Source organism: Candidatus Photodesmus katoptron Akat1 (assembly GCF_000478685.1).
In the GTDB taxonomy this organism is placed as follows: domain Bacteria; phylum Pseudomonadota; class Gammaproteobacteria; order Enterobacterales; family Vibrionaceae; genus Vibrio; species Vibrio anomalopis.
Window position 1 is genome coordinate 110,799 of sequence record NZ_AMSD01000002.1, and the last position, 20,355, is coordinate 131,153.

The following is a 20,355-nucleotide window of genomic DNA, read 5'->3' on the forward strand; positions in this document are numbered from 1 at the left end:
AAGTGAAACAGTACTTAGAGCTATGTCAACGTATTGTTGATAATGGTGTTTGGATTATAAATAAACGTACAGGGAAACGTTGTCTTACTGTCATAAATGCAGATCTTAGTTATGATGTAGCTAATAATCAATTCCCTCTTGTAACTACTCGAAGAGGTTTTTGGAAACCAGCAATCGCTGAATTAATTGGGTATATCCGTGGTTATGATAATGCAGAAGATTTTCGAAAATTAGGCACTAAAACTTGGGATGCTAATGCAAATTTAAATAAAGTGTGGTTAAATAGTCCATATCGCAAGGGAAAAGATGATATGGGTAGGGTATACGGTGTACAAGGACGTAGATGGAAGTATGATGGTGGTTATATTGATCAGATGCGAAATATAGTGAATGATTTATTGCTAGGAATTGATGATCGTGGAGAGATTCTTTCTTTTTATAATCCTGGTGAATTCCACATGGGATGTTTAAGGCCTTGCATGTATAGTCACCATTTTTCATTATTGGGTAATACTTTACATTTAAATAGCACACAACGTTCATGCGATGTCCCAATTGGATTAACATTCAATATGGTCCAGGTATATGCTTTTTTAAAGATTATAGCAAAAATTACTAATAAAAAGGCAGGTATGGCATATCATAAAATTGTAAATGCTCACATATATGAAGATCAACTAAAATTAATGAAAGAAATTCAATTGAAGCGTATACCCCTAAAACCTGCAACTTTTCACATTAACCAAGATATCAATTCCCTAGAAGATCTAGAAACTTGGGTAACATTAGATGACTTTTGGATTAAAGACTATAAGAGTTATGGACCGATCAAATACCCCTTCTCTGTTTGAAAAGAAACTGTCTAATTAATTATTAATAATGGACTTTTTAGTATAGAAATAATTATACTGCCATTAATTTAACTGCAGCTGAAAAACGTGATTTATGACGAGCAGCCTTATTTTTATGAATAAGACCCTTAGTAGCCATTCGATCTAATATAGGAATTACCTTAGAAAGTGCAATTTCTGCAGCTTCCTTATTGCCAGTCTTAATAGCAGCAGTAGTTTTTTTAATATGAGTACGCATAAAAGAACGGCGGCTTGCATTATGGCGACGATGCTTTTCAGATTGAATTGCACGTTTTTTAGCAGATTTATTATTTGCCAATGTATTAAACTCCAAAAAAACTAGTTTAGGGATAAAATATAAAAATGATTTTAATCAATCCTTTTTATCAAACATATTCCAGAGAACTATTCTAACTCCTAGTAGTAGGATAAGTCATCTAGAAATCAACATCCGATCATTATATCAGTATTTTAATGTTAGTACTAATACTTTATTTTTTATCATTACATCTATCAGAAAACATAGAATAAAATAAATTTTTATTGAGGTTTACTATGAGCAAACATCTTTTAAAATCTGGAATTATAGTTAGTACAATGACTTTAATTTCCCGTATATTAGGAGTTATGCGTGATATAGTGATAGCTAGTTTAGTTGGATCTAGTATGAATGCAGATGTATTTTTTTTTGCTAATAAAATTCCTAACTTTTTACGTCGTTTATTTGCAGAAGGAGCTTTTTCACAAGCTTTTATCCCTATTTTAACTGAATACTATAAATATAATAATATAAAAAAAACTCGTGAATTAATTTCAGTAACATCCGGAACATTAGGCTTAATTGTTTTAATCGTTACGATTTTTGGAGTCTTAGGATCTAGCATATTAACGGCTTTATTTGGAATAGGTTGGTTTATAGATTGGCTAACTGATGGTCCTGAAGCTAAAAAATTCGAATTAGCCAATTGTATGCTCAAAATTACTTTTCCTTATCTATGGTTTATTACCTTCGTTGCTTTATCTGGAGCTATTCTTAATACTATGGGGAAATTTTCTGTTTCTGCTTTTACTCCAGTTTTTTTAAATGTTATTCTTATAGGATTTGCATGGTTTGTTTCCCCAAATATGGATCAACCTGAAATTGGTTTGGCAATTGGGATATTTTGTGGTGGACTTTTCCAGTGTTTATTTCAACTTCCTTTTCTTATAAAAGAAAAATTACTTGTTAAACCTAAATGGAATTGGAACTATCCAGGTTTAATCCAGATTAGGACTTTAATGATTCCGGCTTTATTTGGAGTATCTGTAAGTCAAATAAATTTATTGTTTGATACTTTAATTGCAAGTTTTTTATCTACCGGGTCAATTAGTTGGATGTATTATGCAAATCGTTTATTTGAATTTCCATTAGGATTATTTGGTGTTGCTATTGCAACAATTATTTTGCCTACTTTATCGAGAAGTTATCTACACTCTCAAAGTAAAATCTTTACTAGTACGGTAGATTGGGGAGTTCGAATGGTAACTTTGTTTGGTGTTCCTGCTATGTTAGGATTAATGGTTCTTTCTAAGCCTTTGTTAATTGTTTTATTTATGCGCGGAGAATTTACTTTAAATGATGTTCATAATACATCTCTATCACTATTAGCATATTCATCTGGTTTAATTAATTGTATGTTAATTAAAGTATTTGCTTCTGGATATTATAGTAGGCAGAATACTAGAGCACCAGTAAAGTACGGTATAATATCTATGTTGTTCAATATTATATTAAATTTGATACTTTCTTGGTTTTATGGTTATTTAGGATTAGCAATGTCTACTGCTTTATCCGCTTTTGTCAATATGTTTCTTTTATATAAAGGATTATATCTGCAAGGTGTTTACCAATTAACAAAACAAACTGTATTCTTAATTTGTAAGATAATCTTGGCTAGCTGTTTTATGGGAATAATACTATTTTATCAACTTGATGATATATCAATTTGGTTAACTTTACATATTTTTGATAGAGTAGTTAGTTTATGTATATTGATAATATTAGGTATTTTTTCTTACTTAGTAAGTATTTTTTTTCTTGGTATACGCTTGAAAGATTTTAAAAGTATAACAACTTAAAAAATTGATAGAATGTATAATTAGCCTGTATTTATGTTGCGCTATTGCTATAATGCTAAACTGAAATAGTAAGGTTTTTAATGGAACTAATCCGAGGTATTAAAAATATTAAAGTGCAACATAAAAGTTGCGTATTAACCATAGGTAATTTTGATGGTGTCCATTTGGGACATCGTTATGTTCTAAATCAATTAGTTAAGCATGCAAAAATTTTAAACTTACCTTCAATTGTAATGATTTTTGAGCCTCAACCATTAGAATTTTTCTCTGAAAATCAATCCCCTGCTCGATTAACTCGATTTCGAGATAAGTTTATTCAATTGAGTAAATTTGGGTTGGATTATGTATTGTGTATACATTTTAATAAATATTTTGCAAATTTGTCAGCGGAATCCTTTATCCTTGATTTTTTAGTTTCTAGGTTAGATGTTAAACTTTTAATTTTAGGCGATGATTTCTGTTTTGGCAGAGATCGGATGGGAAATTTTTCCATGCTTAAAAAAGCAGGAGAAAATCATGCTTTTCAGGTTATTAGCACTAAAAGTTTTCATTTTAAATATTCTCGAATCAGTAGCACTTCCATTCGTTCTGCTTTAGCACATGGTAAGCTCAGTCAGGCTAGTCAAATGCTTGGAAGAAAATATAGCATTAGTGGACGTGTTTCTCATGGCCAAAAGTTAGGTCGTACTATTGGTTTTCCTACAGCTAATATTCCATTAAAACGTTTTGTAGTTCCTATTTCTGGTGTTTATGTTGTACATGTTTTAGGTTTACGAAAACAAAGTGTTAATGGTGTTGCTAATATAGGAAATAGACCAACTATTAATGCTCTTTCCCGGCAATTAGAAGTACATATATTTGATTTTTATGACGATTTTTATGGTAATTACTTAGAAGTGTTTTTTTTACATAAGATCAGAAATGAACAAAAATTTAGTTCATTTAAATTGCTTAAAAAACAAATAGAATTAGATGCTAAATTAGCTAGAAGTTGGTTTTTTAGCCACTTAACAAGTTAGTTAATTTATTTATTTTGATCAATTGATGTCATTTTTATAATTTTTGACAACGGATTAGGATTAATGAGTAATTATAAAGATACCTTGAATTTACCCAAAACAAGGTTTGCAATGCGTGGAAATCTTGCTAATCGTGAACCAGAAATGCTAAAACGTTGGAATGAAAAAGATCTTTATTCTGAAATTCGTAAAGCGAAAAAAGGGAAAAAATCTTTTATATTGCATGATGGTCCTCCTTATGCTAATGGCGATATTCATGTCGGTCATGCTCTTAATAAGATTCTTAAAGATATTATTATTAAGTCTAAAACTCTTTCTGGTTTTGATGCCCCATATATTCCTGGTTGGGATTGTCATGGTTTACCAATTGAATTATTTGTAGAAAAAAAATTAAAAAAGTTAGGTAAAAAAATAACTTCAGCTGAATTTCGTAAACAATGTCGTCAATATGCATCTGATCAAATTAATGTGCAAAAAAATAGTTTTAAGCGTCTTGGTATTCTAGGAGATTGGGATAATCCATATAAAACAATGGATTTTTCCACTGAAGCAAATATAATTCGTGCATTAGGGAAAATTTCTAAAAACGGTCATGTATTAAAAGGATTTAAACCAGTTCTTTGGTGTACAAGTTGTCGTTCAGCTCTTGCTGAAGCAGAAGTAGAGTATAAAAATAAAGTATCCTCTTCTGTATATGTTAAATTTTTGGCAGAAAATGAAGAAAAGCTAATTAAAAAGTTTTCTTTAATAAGACATCATTCTGGTCGAGGTAATATTTCAATTGTTATATGGACGACTACTTTATGGACATTACCAGCAAATCGAGCAGTTTGTTTGTGTGCTGAGATAGAATATTCCCTTATTCAAATTGAAGCATATAAAACGCACCCAGCACAGCGTCTCATTATCGCTTCTGAGCTTTTAATAGAAGTAATGAAGCATTCTAATATCAAACATTTTTATACTCTTGGTATTGTTAAGGGAGAGAGTTTAAAATTTTTTAAGTTTAAGCATCCATTTTATAATTTTACTGTTCCTGTTGTATTTGGGAATCATGTCACAATTGATTCGGGTACAGGTATTGTCCATACAGCTCCAGGCCATGGTCAAGAAGACTTTATTGTTGCAAAAAATTATAATTTAGAAATTTCAAATCCAGTAGGTTCAGATGGTATTTACTTGCCTGATACTGAGTTATTGGCTGGTCATCATATTTTTAAATCAGATAATGTAATTCTCGATATACTAGAAAAACATAACGCACTATTGAGTTATTCTCCTCATAAGCATAGTTATCCACATTGTTGGCGTCATAATACACCAATTATTTTTCGGGCAACTAAGCAATGGTTTATTTCAATGGATAAAACTAGCTTGCGTGAAAAAATGCTCCAAGAAATTAAAAATGTTCATTGGTTACCTAAATGGGGAGAAAATCGTATTGCAGGAATGATTGAAGAGCGCCCGGAGTGGTGTATTTCTCGTCAACGTATTTGGGGAGTTCCAATTGCTTTTTTTATTCATAAAGAGACAGAAGAGCTCCATCCAAATACTTCTTATTTTATAGAACAAATTGCAAAATTAGTTGAAAAAAATGGTATTCAAGCGTGGTGGGATCTTGATACTTCAGATTTTTTAACTGTTAACGATGCAAAGAATTATGAAAAAACATTTGATACATTGGATGTTTGGTTTGATTCAGGGGTAACACATTATTCTATTATAGATATTCGTGAAGGATATGATAGAAAGAAAGCAGATCTTTATTTAGAAGGTTCTGATCAACATCGTGGTTGGTTCCAATCTTCTTTAATTTCATCACTCGCTATGAAAAATAAAGCTCCATATAAGGCTGTTTTAACTCATGGTTTTGTTGTAGATAACCATGGACGTAAAATGTCTAAATCTCTTGGCAACGTTGTTTCTCCTAAAGATATGATTAATAAGTTAGGTGCCGATATTCTTCGTTTATGGGTTGCGTCAACAGATTATACTGGTTTAGTAACTATTTCTAATGAAATTTTAAAGCAATCTTCCGATACCTATCGTCGTATTCGTAATACGGCCCGGTTTTTTTTAGCTAACTTAAATGGTTTTAATCCTGAAACAGATTTAATTTCTTCAGGTAATATGGTTGCACTTGATCGTTGGGCTGTTGCACGAGTATTTGCTTCACAAAAAGAGATTATTAAAGCTTATGATAAGTATGATATTCATAGGGTCACTCAATGTTTAATGCATTTTTGTTCTATTGAAATGGGTTCATTTTATTTAGATATCATTAAAGATCGTCAATATACTGCAAAAAGTGGAGGACATGCTCAAAGAAGTTGTCAAACTACACTGTATTATGCTGTAGAAGCACTCGTTCGTTGGATAGCACCAATCATGTCATTCACGGCTGATGAAATTTGGAATGAAATGCCTGGTGTACGTGATAAGTTTGTTTTTACTGGTGAATGGTATGAAAAGTTATTTGATCTTTCAGAAGAAGAAGAATTAAATCACGATTTTTGGGATGAAATTCAGATAGTTCGTTCAGAGGTAAATAAACTGTTAGAGGATGCTCGTAGAAAGAAAATTATTGGTAGTGCATTGCAAGCAGAAATTACCTTATATACTGATGATTCGTTAGCTAATAGGCTTAATAAACTTAAAAGTGAGTTACGTTTTGTTTTATTAACATCTAAAGCTAAAGTAAAAAATATTGCTGAAAAAACTGATACTGCTCAAGCAACAGAAGTTGCTAATTTATTTATTAAAGTAGTTAGAACAAAAGCTAAAAAATGTGATCGATGTTGGCATTATGTATCTGATGTTGGTAGCGTAAAAGGATATGAGAAAATATGTGTTCGCTGTATATCTAATATGCATGGTAAAGGAGAAATTCGTCGATTTGCCTGATTAAGACTTTATCATTAAAGGTGAAAGTTTTAATTAGAATATTTTTGGAGGAAAGGATGAATCAAGGAAGATTTAGACGAAAACAGTCTGGTATTTCCTGGTTATGTTTGTCAATTTTAGTATTTCTGGTTGATATTAGTATTAAATTTTTTATCATGGATAATATGGGATATGGTTGGGAAAATCGCGTTGAGATTTTCCCATTTTTTGATTTTCTTTATATTCATAATTATGGTGCTGCATTTGGTTTTTTAAGTGATCAAAATGGTTGGCAGCGTTGGTTATTTATTGGTAGTGCTTTAATAATAATAATCATATTAATTTATTGGGTAGTTTTTTTTAATCAAAGCAAATGGAATAATATTGCTTATTCATTAATTATTGGCGGTGCATTAGGTAATTTGTTAGATCGCTGTATTCATGGTTTTGTAGTGGATTACCTTTATTTTTATTTAGGAAATTACCATTGGCCAGCATTTAATTTTGCTGATTCATGCATTTTTATTGGTGTTATTATAATAATTTTATTAGATTCTTTTAAGAAAAGTTATTAGTTACCTTACTATTAAGTTAATTCTCTTTTAAGAAAGGAGAATCATTTAAATGAAAATTGTGTTAGCTAATCCGCGTGGATTTTGTGCTGGCGTTGAGCGCGCTGTTAATATAGTTAAATGTGCGTTGGAGATATATCAGGCCCCAGTTTATGTTCGTCATGAGATAGTTCACAATCGTTTTGTGGTAGATGATTTAAAACAGCGTGGTGCTATTTTTGTTGAAGAGTTGAACGAAGTACCTAATAACAGTATCGTCGTTTTCTCAGCTCATGGTGTTTCAAAGACAGTACGTAAGAAAGCAAAAGAACAATCGTTAACAGTATTTGATGCCACTTGTCCATTAGTAAAAAAGGTTCATATGGAAGTTGCTCGTGCAAGCCGTAAACATATGGAGATTGTATTAATTGGACACTCTGGTCATCCTGAAGTTCAGGGTACGATGGGTCACTATACTAGTCATATTGGTGGTATATATTTGATAGAAGTACTTTCAGATATAAAAAAGTTCTTAAAGAGTAAGATAAAAGATCCAAATAATCTTTGCTATGTTACTCAAACTACTTTATCTGTAAATGAAACGAAAGAGATTATTAATGAATTAAATCGTATTTTTCCAAATATTCAAGGCCCTAAAAAGGATGATATTTGTTATGCTACTCAGAATCGGCAAGATGCTGTACATAAGCTTGCTAGTTATACTGATTTAGTTATTGTTGTTGGTTCTAACAATTCTTCTAATTCTACTCGTCTTAAAGAAATTGCGGAAAATTTGGGTATACCTAGTTATTTAGTTGATTGTCCAGAAAATATTAAATTAGAATGGCTTAAAGGTAAACTTAAAGTTGGGGTTACAGCTGGAGCTTCTGCACCTCAGGAATTAGTAGACCAAATTGTTGAACGTATTAAAATCTCAGGAGAATTTGTTACTGAACAACTTTCAGGTTGTAAAGAAACTGTATTTTTTGAATTACCTAAAGAATTGGAACCTCGATAATTTAAATGATAGCAAATAGCCTGTCTTCTTTATCGTTGATATTTGTTTTGACATTCGTAAATTATGTGTTTACTTTTTATTTTTAAGTATAGCTATTGCATAAGGAATTATTATGATTGTTGAACTAAACAAATTGCGTAATCAAATAGATACCATTGATCAACAAGTTTTGAATTTGCTTTCAAAACGTTTTTTTTTGGTAAAAAAGATCTGTAGATTTAAGCATAAATACGGATTACCATTTTATTCACCAGATAGAGAAGCATTTATTCTTAAAGAACGTTCTGATGAAGCAATAAAACTAGGTCTTTCTCCTCAATTTATTCGAGATATTCTTTCTCAGATTATAAATGAGTCTATGCGTTGTATCTCACGTAAAGAGTGAATTATTTTTTTACATCTTCTAAAGATGATTAAATAGTTGATCTTTCTGAATCTTTCCATTACTGCTAAATTCGTTTTATTAACTAATGAATTGTTAGATGCTACTTATTATAAAAGTACAATCAAGAAGAATTGACTATGAGTCAACTTTTTGAAAGGTACTATCGATAAATTTTTCAAATTAGTTCCCAAAATTAATTGTAGATGGACTCTTTACGTTACCTAATAGTAATAATAGTAACCGATGACTACAATTCTCCTATTTTTAATAAAAACTGATGTTTATTTAAATATTACTGATAGGAAGTAGTATTTATTTTTTTATTGCTAAACTTTTAATTTGTACACCTTCAGGTGTACCGGTAATAATTATATCTGCACCTCGGTTAGCAAATAGTCCTACTGTTACAACACCTGTTATAGCATTAATTTGATTTTCTAGTGATTTTGCATCATTAATTTTGAGATTGTATACATCAACAATAACATTATTGTTATCAGTAATTGTTCCTGCTCGGTATACTGGATCTCCACCAAGTTTTAATAATTGGCGTGCGACGTAGGAACGAGCCATAGGAATGATTTCAACTGGAAGGGGGAAATTGCCAAGAATATTAACTAGCTTAGTTTTATCGACAATACAAACAAATGTTTCTGAAATAGCTGAGATAATTTTTTCTCGAGTTAATGCTGCTCCACCTCCCTTAATCATATCAAAGCTTGGGTTAATTTCATCTGCACTATCAATATAAGTATTTAACTTAATAACGTCATTACAATCAAATACTTTGATTCCTAAAGATTTTAACTTTTTAGTGGAGATATTAGAGCTCGATACAGCCCCTTTAATTTTATCCTTAACTGAAGCTAAAGCATCAATGAAGTAATTAACTGTAGAACCTGTGCCAATTCCGATTATGCTACCTTCTTCTACGTACTTTAATGCTGCTACAGCAGCTGATTTTTTCATTTCATCTTGTGTCATGCTCATTCTCCTAATTTCTAATGTGAACGGTAATCTACATAGTTCTAAAATTAGATGATGAATGAGTTTAGCATTGTGGCTAGATTAATCTAGGGCTTACATTGCCAGATTTGGCTTGGTGTCACTATTTTAGTTAAGGGCATATCCCAGGATTCTATTGAAAGTTTATTGCTATACTGAAAATCATAAGCAAGTCCAATTAATGTTGGTGAAACATCTTTTATTTTAGCAGCTTTAAATGTTCTGTCGTAATAACCGCCACCCATACCAATCCTATAACCCAATGCATTAAAGCTAACTAATGGAGTACAAATAAGATCTAATTGATTTATTGGTCTTATAATTTTTTTTTTAAGTTTTGGCTCTAGAATTCCATATCTATTTTTAGTCATTAATGTATCTTTTTCATAAGATAGAAAAAGCAGATGACCTTCAAGAAAAGGATGTATCACAGGTAAATAAGTTTGTTTCTTATTTTGCCAAAGCCATTTCACAAGTGGAGTCGTATCTATTTCACCATCAAACGAAATATATAAAGCGATATGCTGGCAATGAATTAATTCTGGTAAGGTTAAAAAACGAGCAAGCAGATTAAAGCTTGCTTGATATTGCTCATTTTTGCATAGTAGATTACGTTTAAAACGAATTTGTTTCCTTAGATTTTGACGTGAAGACATAGTCTAACTAACCTGAAACAGTTAACATTCTCATAAATGAGAATCATAACTATGAATTTTATTGCGCCAGGTTTACTTTACAAAGCGCATTTTCTAATGATTTTGCCAGTAATTTTATTCGTTCTTTAATTTTATTGTTTTCCTGTAATTCATAGCAAACATTCAAAGCTGCAAAAGTTAAAAGCTGTACCTCATTAGTCACTTTAGTACGTTTTATCATTTCTTTCAATCTATTGTCTAAATCTTTTGCAGCTTCAATAAGAGAATCTTCTTGCCCAGATGGACAGCTTACTCGGGTTAGTTTACCTAAAATTTCAACGTTTACTGCTTGATTACTCATATCGATAAGCTCTTTTTTTATGCTATTGTTAAATTAATCGGAACGCTAGCAATATAACTGTTGAATCAAAAACTATAAAAAAATCTCCAGTAACATTCAAGTTTTTCATTAAAATCAAGATAAAAATATAAAATATACAATGAAAGGTCAATAATACAAGCTAGTTAATTAATAGAAAAACGAGTTCTAGTCTCTTTAATCGAGGATAAGTAGTTAATCGTTTTTATACTTAAATTGACTAAATAAATTTAGAATTGTTAGTTTTATTTGTACATTATAATTTCTATAAATTAGTTAGCTTTAAAATTAATTTTTTAAAAAAATGCATTTTTATCACATATTTTTAAAGGATTCCTAAAGTTGTTAATAAATGAGTGTTCAGTCTATGAAAAAATTTGATGTAATAATTGCTGGCGGTGGAATAGTTGGAGTAACTTTCGCCTTATCGCTTAATGTATTAAGTAACGAAAAATTCTCTATCGCATTAATTGAGCCTTTTAAAAATACCCTAAATCGTTCTATTGCTTTGTCACATGGAACGGTAGAATTAATGAAAAAATTTAAGCTCTGGGAAGCTATTATTGATATTGCAACACCTATTAATCAGATCCAGATTTCAGAACGTTCAAATTTAGGTATAGTGAATATTTGTACCGAAAACTATTTTATTGACGCTATAGGGTATGTAGTTGAGTTGTCTCATGTATTGGACATTTATTATAATCGGTTAAAGAAAATGAATAATATCGAATTATTTTTTCAAAATCAGTAACTGGTGTTAAGCAAAAAATAGATAAAGTAAAAATTATTCTAACGGATTCTAAACAGCTAACAGCAAAGTTATTAGTTGCTGCTGATGGTTCTATTTCTGCTTGTTGTAAAAAAATTAGATTAGATTATCAAGAATATGATTTTAAACAAGCGGCAGTAGTTGCTAAGATTATTTCAAGTGAAAAAAATAATGGTATGGCATTCAAGCGTTTTACTAAATCTGGTTCCATTGCATTGCTACCAATAAGTAGCAATAATTTCTCTTTAGTTTGGTGTTTATCTCCAAATTTAGCAAGAGAAGTTATGTTTTATAATGAGGAGAAATTTTTAGATAGTTTACAAAAAGAATTTGGTTGGTATTTAGGTAAATTATTAAAAGCTAGCAATAAAGCTACTTATCCTTTGTATTTAAGGTATCAAAGAAAAAATATTTCTCATCGTTTTGCAATTATTGGGAATGCTGCTCAAACATTACATCCTATGGCAGCTCAAGGCTTTAATTTAGGTATGCGTGACGTTGCTAGTTTAGCCGAAGAAATTATATCATCACCTCATGATATAGGTGATTATGATAACTTGATACGTTTTAATAAACATAGAAATGCAGATAGACAAGCTACAATTAAATTAACTTCAAGTTTAGTCAAACTCTTTGCAAGTAATTCACTGTCAATAAAAATTGGTAGAAGTGTTGGTTTATTTGCTATAGAGAACATTTTCTTTTTGAAAATGTCTTTATTACATCGTATGTTAGGTTTTGTTAATCATTAACTTTTCTTTGGAGTAATTCACAAATGATTCAGAGTGTTGATATTATCATTGTAGGTGCTGGAATGGTGGGTTTAACACTTGCAGCTGCTTTAAAAAATTCAGAACTTAGAATTGCATTAATTGATAAAAAAGTGCCAGAAACTTTTTTAGATGCAACTCCTGATATTCGTGTATCTGCTCTTAACTGTTCTAGTATGACTATTCTTAAAAACTTAGGTGTTTGGTCTGATTTTTTGGAAAAACAAATATTCCCGTATTCCTCAATGGAAGTATGGGAAAAGGATAGTTTTGCACATATTGAATTTAATGCAAATCCATTAATTTATCCTAATCTTGGATATATAGTAGAAAATAGACTAACTAGGATTTCTTTGATTAAGACATTGAAAAAACAAAGAAATGTTTATTTTTTCATGTCGACTGGTTGTTTCTCAATAACTATTGGAGAACATGAAGTTTGGCTTACATTAGATAATGGAAATATTCTTACTGCAAAATTACTAGTAGGTGCTGATGGTGCTAATTCTTGGATCCGTAAGGAAATGGATATTCCCTTAACATATTGGGATTATGGGCACAACGCAATTGTAGCAAATGTTCAGACTCAAAACGATCATGAATCTATAGTTCGCCAAATATTTACCTCACAAGGAACTTTAGCATTTTTACCTATATCCAATGAATATATAAGTTCTATTGTTTGGTCAACAGACTCTGGTCGTGCAAAGCAATTAGTATATATATCTGATGATGAATTTAATAAATGCTTAACTGAAGAGTTTGATGCGTATTTAGGATTGTGCCAAGTAATTACTAAACGTGTTATCTATCCACTTAGAATGCGTTATGCCAGAGATTTTGTGGTTGAACGTGCAGTATTAATTGGTGATGCCGCCCATACTATCCATTCATTAGCAGGACAAGGTGTCAACTTAGGTTTATTAGATGCTGCTAGCTTAGCAGAAGAAATATTAGCTTTATCTAGGAAGGGAAAAGATTTTGGTAAAAGGAGAAATTTACGTCAGTATGAACGATGGAGAAAAACCGAGGCTGTGAAAATGATTGCTTTAATGCAGTCTTTTAGAGATTTATTTCAAGGTAGTAATCCTATTAAAAAATTAATCCGTGGTTTTGGGATGGAATTCACTAATCGATTTCCTTATATAAAAGATGAAATTATAAGGCAAGCTTTAGGAGTTAAAGGTAATTTGCCTAAATTGGCTACTAGTTTTTTAAAATAAAATAAAATTTCTTTAAGAACGTTAGTATAGGTTTCTCTTTCTTTGATTAAGTAAACTAAATATTTAAGAATTTATGTTTTACGTAGTTTCTTGTTTTTTATCAGGATAGTAAGGTAATGGTTGAATATACCAAAATTGATTAGGTTGTGATGTTAAACGAAACTTTGTATTGATACTAAGATCTTTTGGAGCTACCAATAATCCAATTCCATAAGAATTTTCAAACTGATAACTTTCTAATAGTTGTCCTGCTTTTCGCCAGTTTTTACCAATTGCACGATCCAGTAGAATACATTTTTCCGTTTCTATCGGTTTTTCTACTGTTCCTTTAAGTATATACATAGTTTTTTTATTATTTCCTCGATATTTTGATCTTGCGATGGTTTCCTGACCAGTATAACAACCTTTAGTAAAACTAATTCCATTTAGTAAATCTAAATTCACTGACTGTGGAATATAGGTGTTTTGTTGCCCTTTTTTGATAATTGGTAAACCAGATTCAATATCAAAACGTGTCCAAATAGTTCCGTCTGTTACTATAGCATCAGTATTAGTAAGTAATACTTTAGCTGATGCTTTATCGACTAGTAATAACCATCGTTTATCATCAATTTTTATTGCCGTTCCATTTTTTATACTTCTAACATTAGTATAATCATCTGAGATGCAATCAATAAAATTTGTGGCTTGATTGCCAATAATACCAAATAAAACTTCTTTACTTTGCTCTATGCGAACTTTAGAAAAAACAGCATATTTCTGCATTTCAGTTAATGTTTTTGGAATACTTGAAATATGCTGAAACATTGCATAGCCTTTTTTATGATGGAATAAACGGAATATACTCCATACTTTCCCTTTTGCATTACAATAGGCACCTAATGTTGATTCATTTTTTGTTAATTTTATTACATCACAAGTAAGTTGACCTTGTAAATATGATTCTTTCTCTCTTCCTGTTATAGTTATGCAACCCCAAGAGCTTAGGTAACTAATAATTAAACTTGGTAAGTTGGTTTCAGTTTTAAGAGATAGTGGAGTGAACGAATTATACCAGTCCATATATTTAACCTAATACTATTTTATTCATTAAAACTACTCATAAAAAACAATTGAATTTAGAATGATTTCTTGATAATAAACATGCTGTTTAAACCCTTTTAAGAGTAACATGATGAAAAATTTCTATACTAGAAGAGAAAAGTCTCGTATTGAGTGGGCGTGTCGTCGAGGAATGTTGGAACTTGACATTATTATTACATCTTTTTTTGAAAATTGTTTTGATGAACTTACTCAAAATGAAAAACGTAGCTTTGCTACATTATTAGAATATTCTGATCCAGATCTTTTCTCTTGGATTATAGGATACAGTCGTAGTAAAAACTTAGAGCATGCTTTATTAGTCGATAAAATCATTTCTTATAATTTAAATCAAGGATATTAATATTTTTTTCTTTTTGGTATCAAAATAGTTGGAGCAGTATTATTTTGTAGTTCTGGGTAATCAAGTGTATAATGTAATCCTCTGCTTTCTTTTCGCTTCATTGCACATTGCACCATAAGTTCTGAGACTTGAAGCAAATTACGAAGTTCTAGCAAATTATTTGATACTTTAAAATTGCTATAATATTCACATATCTCTTTTTGAAGTAATTCAATTCGACGAAGTGCTCGTGCTAGGCGTTTATTAGTTCGAACTATCCCCATATAATCCCACATTAGCAAACGAAGCTCTCTCCAATTATGTTGTATAACAATTTCTTCATCTGAACAAGTTACTTGACTATCATCCCATTCAGGTAATTTTTTAGGCAATTCTTTCTTTCTTAATTTTTTGATAATTTCTTGTGAAGCAGACCAGGCATATACAATACATTCCAGCAGTGAGTTAGAGGCTATTCGATTTGCACCATGTAGACCAGTATAGCTAACTTCTCCAATTGCGTATAACTGACTTAAATCAGTTTGTCCTTTTTGATTAACTATAATACCTCCGCAAGTGTAGTGTGCAGCCGGTACGATTGGTATGAGTTCTTTTGTCATATCAATGCAAAGATTCTGTAAACGAATATGAGTAGAAGGAAAATGTTTTTTAATGAAATCAATAGATTTATGGGTGATATCTAGATACATGCACTCTTCTCCCAAACGCTTCATCTCGAAATCAATAGCACGTGCTACAATATCTCTCGGTGCTAATTCAGCTCGTTTATCAAACTCAATCATAAAACGAGTACCATCAATCCTTTTTAAGTAAGCACCTTCCCCACGTAATGCTTCAGTTAATAGTAAATTTTTTGCCTTAGGGTGAAATAGGCAAGTAGGGTGAAATTGATTAAATTCTAAATTTGCTACGCGACATCCTGCACGCCATGCCATGGCTATCCCATCTCCAGAAGAAATATCAGGGTTTGAAGTATACTGATACACTTTAGATGCACCGCCAGTAGCTAGAACAATAAATTGTGCACGAATATTTTCTACATATTCATATCTTCTGTTCCAAATATAAGCACCGACTACCTTGTTATGTTCTCCGCCTATTTTATCTTCAGTAATCAGATCGATCGCATTGCAATATTCTAATATAGTAATGTTAGAATGATTATATGCATTATTTTGTAAGGAGTTTTGCATCACCATCCCTGTAGTATCAGCAGAATGGAGTATTCTTCGGTGACTATGACCTCCTTCTTGTGTAAGATGATAACGGGGTTTTTTTCCATTATTCTCTTCACGATCAAATAGAACTCCATTATCTATTAACCATTGCACACATGGTTTAGCATTATTGGCAATAAATTTTACAGTATCATCTTCGCAAAGGCCTGCTCCAGCAATTTTTGTATCCTGTATATGAGATTCAATACTATCTGATTCATCAAATACAGCAGCAATTCCGCCTTGTGCATAATAAGTAGCACCTTCGTTAAGTGAACTTTTACTGAGTATAATAACCTTACCATATGGGGCAACTTGTAAAGCTAGAGATAGACCCGCTGCTCCACTACCTATCACTAATACATCACATTGATGTTCACGGTTTATATTCATAAATTTATTAATAACCTGTATTATAATTAACTTAACCGATTGGAAATATTATGCAAGAATCAAACTATCATGATTCTGTTACAAAATTTTAAAATGTCAGTCCTTTTTAAAATTAGATATCAAACGGAGAAGTCATCTTGATAATAATATATATTCTTTAAACTAGATTTAATAGAATCGTTTCAAATTTGTATTAAATACTGATACTATCCAACGGAAAAATCAATATTGAATATTATGAGCTTAATATTCTTGTGATGCTTAGTTATGAAAAGTTTTTTTGCCTATTGGTATATAATCAAATTAATATATCAAATATAAATAAATTTATTTTATTCCTACTCAGAGTAAATGTTCCCTACATACTTAGAAAATAGGAGATTTTATTAAAATGGCAAAGGCACTCGCTACTGTAATTGAGGTTGAGCTTTTTGATGTAAATTATAATGCTAAGTTACGTTTTCAAAAAAAACCTAATTGTTTTAGTTGTTTGTCAGAAAAAAGTTGTGGGTTTAAAGTCCTTTCAGAAACTATAGGTAATAAATATTTCTATTGGACAGTAGTGACTTCAAAACCTGTTAAGGTAGGAGAAATAGTCGAAATAGCTTTTCCAGATAGAAGTTTATTTCAATTAGAGATTATTATTTATTTTCTGCCAATATTATTTCTTATCGTTGGTTCACTAACTGGGGAGTATTTATCTCCTTCCATATTGATAAAAGCTGAATACGCAAGCATATTATTCGCATTATTCTTCTTCATTTTAGGAATAGGTTTAGCAAAGTATTTTTCTTTTCTTAAAGAAAAAACATTTCAAAATCAAGTTATTTTGTTGAGAGTATTAGGAAAATTAATTATTTAAGTTGAAAATTTTGTGTGTTTTTTTAGAAATTTAGTAAAATCTTTATATAAATCCAGTCTAGTTATCTGAAATCTATGAAGCATATTCGTAATTTTTCTATTATCGCCCATATTGATCATGGTAAGTCAACTCTTTCAGATCGGTTCATTCAAATTTGTGGTGGATTAAGTGAACGTGAAATGGAAAACCAAGTTCTTGATTCAATGGATTTGGAGCGTGAACGTGGCATTACCATTAAAGCTCAAAGTGTAACATTAGATTATTGTGCAAAAGATGGTAAAACTTATCAATTGAATTTTATTGATACTCCAGGACATGTAGATTTTTCTTATGAAGTTTCACGTTCTTTATCAGCTTGTGAAGGTGCACTACTTGTTATTGATGCCAGTCAAGGTGTAGAAGCACAAACTATTGCTAATTGTTATGCAGCAGTTGAACTTGGTTTAGAAGTTATTCCAGTTTTAAATAAGATTGATTTACCAGTTTCAGAACCTAAACGTGTAGCTTTGGAGATAGAAAAAATTATTGGTATTGATGCGATGGAGGCAACATATTGTTCAGCCAAAACTGGTCTAGGTATATCAGAAGTTTTAGAAACTATTGTAAAAAAAGTTCCTTCACCTAAAGGTAAGTTAGGTGCTTTAACGCAGGCATTAATTATTGATTCTTGGTTTGATTCCTACTTGGGTATTATTTCCTTGGTAAGAGTTAAGAATGGTATTTTAAAGAAAAAAGATAAAATTAAAGTAATGAGTACTGGACAAGTTTGGAGTATTGAAAAGATTGGTATCTTTACACCTAAACGGATAGATACTGATGCACTAAAAACGGGGGAAGTAGGTTGGGTTGCTTGTGGAATCAAAGATATTTTAGGTGCTCCTGTTGGGGATACTTTAACACACGAGAAATTTTCTAGCGAAAAACCACTACCAGGTTTCAAAAAAATAAAACCTCAAGTTTATTCTGGCTTGTTCCCTGTGTTATCTAAAGATTATGAAAACTTCCGTGATGCTTTAGGAAAGTTAAGTTTAAATGATGGTTCTTTATTTTATGAACCAGAAAATTCAGTAGCGCTGGGTTTTGGGTTTCGTTGCGGTTTTCTTGGTATGTTACATATGGAAATTATTCAAGAACGTCTAAAACGTGAATATCATCTTGATATTATTACGACAATCCCAACTGTAGTTTACCAAGTTGAACAAAATGATGGTATGGTCTTATATATTGATAGTCCAACTAAATTTCCGGCAGTAAATGATATTAAATATATTTTTGAACCCATTGCCCGTTGCAATATTTTAGTCCCAGCTAATTATGTAGGTAATGTAATTACCTTGTGTGTGGATAAGCGTGGCAAGCAACTGGATATGGTTTATTATGGTAATCAAGTTTCCTTGATTTATGATATTCCAATGGCAGAAGTCGTATCAGATTTTTTTGATCGTTTAAAATCAACTTCACGTGGTTACGCATCTTTAGAGTATAATTTTGATCATTTTGAAAAATCTGATATGGTACGAGTTGATATTTTACTCAATAACAATAAAGTTGATGCGCTAGCTGTTATCATTCATAAAGAACATTCGCAATCTAGAGGACGTTTTTTAGTTGAAAAAATGAAAGAGTTGATTCCTCGTCAGATGTTTGATATTGCTATTCAAGCAGCTATTGGCAATCATATTATTGCTCGATCAACTATCAAGCAGTTACGAAAGAATGTGATTGCGAAATGTTATGGTGGTGATGTAAGTCGCAAAAAAAAGCTTCTAAAGAAGCAAAAGGAAGGTAAAAAACGTATGAAACAAATTGGGAATGTAGAACTTCCTCAAGAAGTCTTTTTGTCAATTCTCCATGTTGGTAAAAATTGAACTCTTTGTATGAGAAATTAATGTGAAAAAATTAGTTGATATAGACTAATTTTTATTAGATAAGGTTAGCGTAATGGCACATACATTTTCACTCATTTTAGTTTTTATAACTTTATTGACTGGAGCAATTTGGATATTAGATCGTTTTTTTTTGAATAGGCAACATTTTCAAAAACATTCACAAAATTCTAGTGTATTGATTAAGGCACCTGTTCGACCTTGGTGGATTGAAAACAGTATTTCTATTTTCCCTATTGTCGCATTTGTTCTTTTTTTTCGTTCTTTTTTGTATGAACCTTTCCAAATTCCATCAGGTTCTATGATGCCAACATTGTTAGTAGGAGATTTTATTCTTGTAGAAAAGTATTCTTATGGTTTAAAAGATCCAGTTTGGCGTACTCAATTGATTAACACAGGCAAACCAGAACGTGGGGACCTTGTTGTATTTAAATATCCTAGTCAACCAAATATAGATTATATTAAACGAGTAGTGGGTTTACCTGGTGATACTATTCGGTATAGTGCCAACAAAGAAATTTATATTAAAAAGAAAGATGAAGTTCATTTTACTCAGATAAAGTTATTTAATTTTTACAAAAGTTCATTTATTCAAAATGGAGTACATTTATTTCAATTTGATGAGAAGTTAGGTGACATTAACCATCAAATTTTAATAAATCCGTTACGTAGTGATTATGTTGAGATATATGCAACTAGTAATGGTATTAATACATGGGTAGTTCCTGACGATCAATATTTTGTTATGGGTGACAATCGTGATAACAGTTCAGATAGTCGTTATTGGGGATTCGTTCCAAAAGCAAATTTAGTGGGTAAAGCAGTAGCTATTTGGATTAGTTTTGAGTTTGGACGTAATACAGACAGTATTTTCCCTCAGTGGATTCCAACTAATATACGTTTCCAACGAATTGGTAGGATTAATTAATCTGACTAATTGGTTA

Annotated in this window: 18 protein-coding genes and 1 pseudogene; 13 read left to right on the forward strand and 6 right to left on the reverse strand. The window is 31.0% G+C overall.

All coding sequences use genetic code 11. The features are described 5' to 3' along the window. Window positions 1-2 precede the first annotated feature (2 nt). On the forward strand, window positions 3-851 hold the full coding sequence (locus O1U_RS03050) for a thymidylate synthase (protein ID WP_016503932.1): 849 nt from the start codon (window positions 3-5) through the stop codon (window positions 849-851). 52 nt (window positions 852-903) lie between these two features. Here O1U_RS03050 and rpsT read toward each other — a convergent pair whose 3' ends face one another. After that, a complete protein-coding gene (gene rpsT, locus O1U_RS03055; protein WP_016503933.1) occupies window positions 904-1,170 on the reverse strand; it encodes a 30S ribosomal protein S20 in 267 nt (88 codons plus the stop codon). 236 nt (window positions 1,171-1,406) lie between these two features. On the opposite strand from rpsT, the gene murJ reads away from it, so the two are divergent. From murJ to O1U_RS03085, 6 genes are all read left to right on the forward strand, one after another. Beyond that, window positions 1,407-2,969, forward strand: a complete 1,563-nt coding sequence (murJ, locus tag O1U_RS03060; protein ID WP_016503934.1) for a murein biosynthesis integral membrane protein MurJ — start codon at window positions 1,407-1,409, stop codon at window positions 2,967-2,969. Between the two features lie 80 nt (window positions 2,970-3,049). After that, the gene (ribF, locus tag O1U_RS03065; RefSeq protein WP_016503935.1) at window positions 3,050-3,988 is read left to right on the forward strand and encodes a bifunctional riboflavin kinase/FAD synthetase; all 939 of its coding nucleotides are present in this window, start codon (window positions 3,050-3,052) and stop codon (window positions 3,986-3,988) included. Between the two features lie 63 nt (window positions 3,989-4,051). Then, a complete protein-coding gene (gene ileS, locus O1U_RS03070; RefSeq protein WP_040356549.1) occupies window positions 4,052-6,892 on the forward strand; it encodes an isoleucine--tRNA ligase in 2,841 nt (946 codons plus the stop codon). A 56-nt stretch (window positions 6,893-6,948) separates the two neighbouring features. Beyond that, on the forward strand, window positions 6,949-7,446 hold the full coding sequence (lspA, locus tag O1U_RS03075; protein ID WP_016503937.1) for a signal peptidase II: 498 nt from the start codon (window positions 6,949-6,951) through the stop codon (window positions 7,444-7,446). A 49-nt stretch (window positions 7,447-7,495) separates the two neighbouring features. After that, complete coding sequence (gene ispH / locus O1U_RS03080) at window positions 7,496-8,440, forward strand: 4-hydroxy-3-methylbut-2-enyl diphosphate reductase (protein ID WP_016503938.1); 945 nt, start codon at window positions 7,496-7,498, stop codon at window positions 8,438-8,440. A gap of 112 nt (window positions 8,441-8,552) precedes the next feature. Further along, the gene (locus O1U_RS03085) at window positions 8,553-8,825 is read left to right on the forward strand and encodes a chorismate mutase (RefSeq protein ID WP_016503939.1); all 273 of its coding nucleotides are present in this window, start codon (window positions 8,553-8,555) and stop codon (window positions 8,823-8,825) included. Between the two features lie 312 nt (window positions 8,826-9,137). Here O1U_RS03085 and rpiA read toward each other — a convergent pair whose 3' ends face one another. From rpiA to zapA, 3 genes are all read right to left on the reverse strand, one after another. Continuing rightward, the gene (gene rpiA, locus O1U_RS03090; RefSeq protein WP_016503940.1) at window positions 9,138-9,809 is read right to left on the reverse strand and encodes a ribose-5-phosphate isomerase RpiA; all 672 of its coding nucleotides are present in this window, start codon (window positions 9,807-9,809) and stop codon (window positions 9,138-9,140) included. A gap of 89 nt (window positions 9,810-9,898) precedes the next feature. Further along, entirely contained in the window at window positions 9,899-10,486 is a 588-nt protein-coding gene (locus O1U_RS03095; RefSeq protein WP_016503941.1) for a 5-formyltetrahydrofolate cyclo-ligase, read from the reverse strand. A 58-nt stretch (window positions 10,487-10,544) separates the two neighbouring features. Further along, on the reverse strand, window positions 10,545-10,826 hold the full coding sequence (gene zapA, locus O1U_RS03100) for a cell division protein ZapA (RefSeq protein WP_016503942.1): 282 nt from the start codon (window positions 10,824-10,826) through the stop codon (window positions 10,545-10,547). A 385-nt stretch (window positions 10,827-11,211) separates the two neighbouring features. Between zapA and ubiH the strand changes: the two are divergent. Together ubiH and O1U_RS03110 are read left to right on the forward strand one after the other, a co-directional pair. Continuing rightward, window positions 11,212-12,368: pseudogene (gene ubiH, locus O1U_RS03105) on the forward strand (2-octaprenyl-6-methoxyphenyl hydroxylase). Between the two features lie 23 nt (window positions 12,369-12,391). After that, window positions 12,392-13,609 carry an FAD-dependent 2-octaprenylphenol hydroxylase gene (locus O1U_RS03110; RefSeq protein ID WP_016503944.1) on the forward strand — a complete coding sequence of 406 codons (1,218 nt, stop codon included), beginning with the start codon at window positions 12,392-12,394 and terminating at the stop codon, window positions 13,607-13,609. Between the two features lie 78 nt (window positions 13,610-13,687). Here the strand turns inward: O1U_RS03110 and ygfZ are convergent, their stop codons facing one another. Further along, window positions 13,688-14,671, reverse strand: coding sequence for a tRNA-modifying protein YgfZ (gene ygfZ, locus O1U_RS03115; protein WP_016503945.1), 984 nt, complete (start codon window positions 14,669-14,671; stop codon window positions 13,688-13,690). A 112-nt stretch (window positions 14,672-14,783) separates the two neighbouring features. Here ygfZ and O1U_RS03120 point away from each other — a divergent pair, with 112 nt between their 5' ends. Continuing rightward, window positions 14,784-15,053, forward strand: coding sequence for an FAD assembly factor SdhE (locus O1U_RS03120; RefSeq protein WP_040356550.1), 270 nt, complete (start codon window positions 14,784-14,786; stop codon window positions 15,051-15,053). Here O1U_RS03120 and nadB read toward each other — a convergent pair. Then, on the reverse strand, window positions 15,050-16,663 hold the full coding sequence (gene nadB, locus O1U_RS03125; RefSeq protein WP_016503947.1) for an L-aspartate oxidase: 1,614 nt from the start codon (window positions 16,661-16,663) through the stop codon (window positions 15,050-15,052). The two genes, O1U_RS03120 and nadB, sit on opposite strands and share 4 nt — an antisense overlap. Window positions 16,664-17,054: 391 nt before the next feature. Between nadB and O1U_RS03130 the strand changes: the two genes are divergently transcribed. From O1U_RS03130 to lepB, 3 genes are all read left to right on the forward strand, one after another. After that, entirely contained in the window at window positions 17,055-17,525 is a 471-nt protein-coding gene (locus O1U_RS03130; RefSeq protein ID WP_016503948.1) for a SoxR reducing system RseC family protein, read from the forward strand. A 74-nt stretch (window positions 17,526-17,599) separates the two neighbouring features. After that, on the forward strand, window positions 17,600-19,393 hold the full coding sequence (gene lepA / locus O1U_RS03135) for a translation elongation factor 4 (RefSeq protein ID WP_016503949.1): 1,794 nt from the start codon (window positions 17,600-17,602) through the stop codon (window positions 19,391-19,393). A 73-nt stretch (window positions 19,394-19,466) separates the two neighbouring features. After that, complete coding sequence (gene lepB / locus O1U_RS03140; protein WP_016503950.1) at window positions 19,467-20,339, forward strand: signal peptidase I; 873 nt, start codon at window positions 19,467-19,469, stop codon at window positions 20,337-20,339. The last annotated feature ends 16 nt before the right edge of the window (window positions 20,340-20,355 follow it).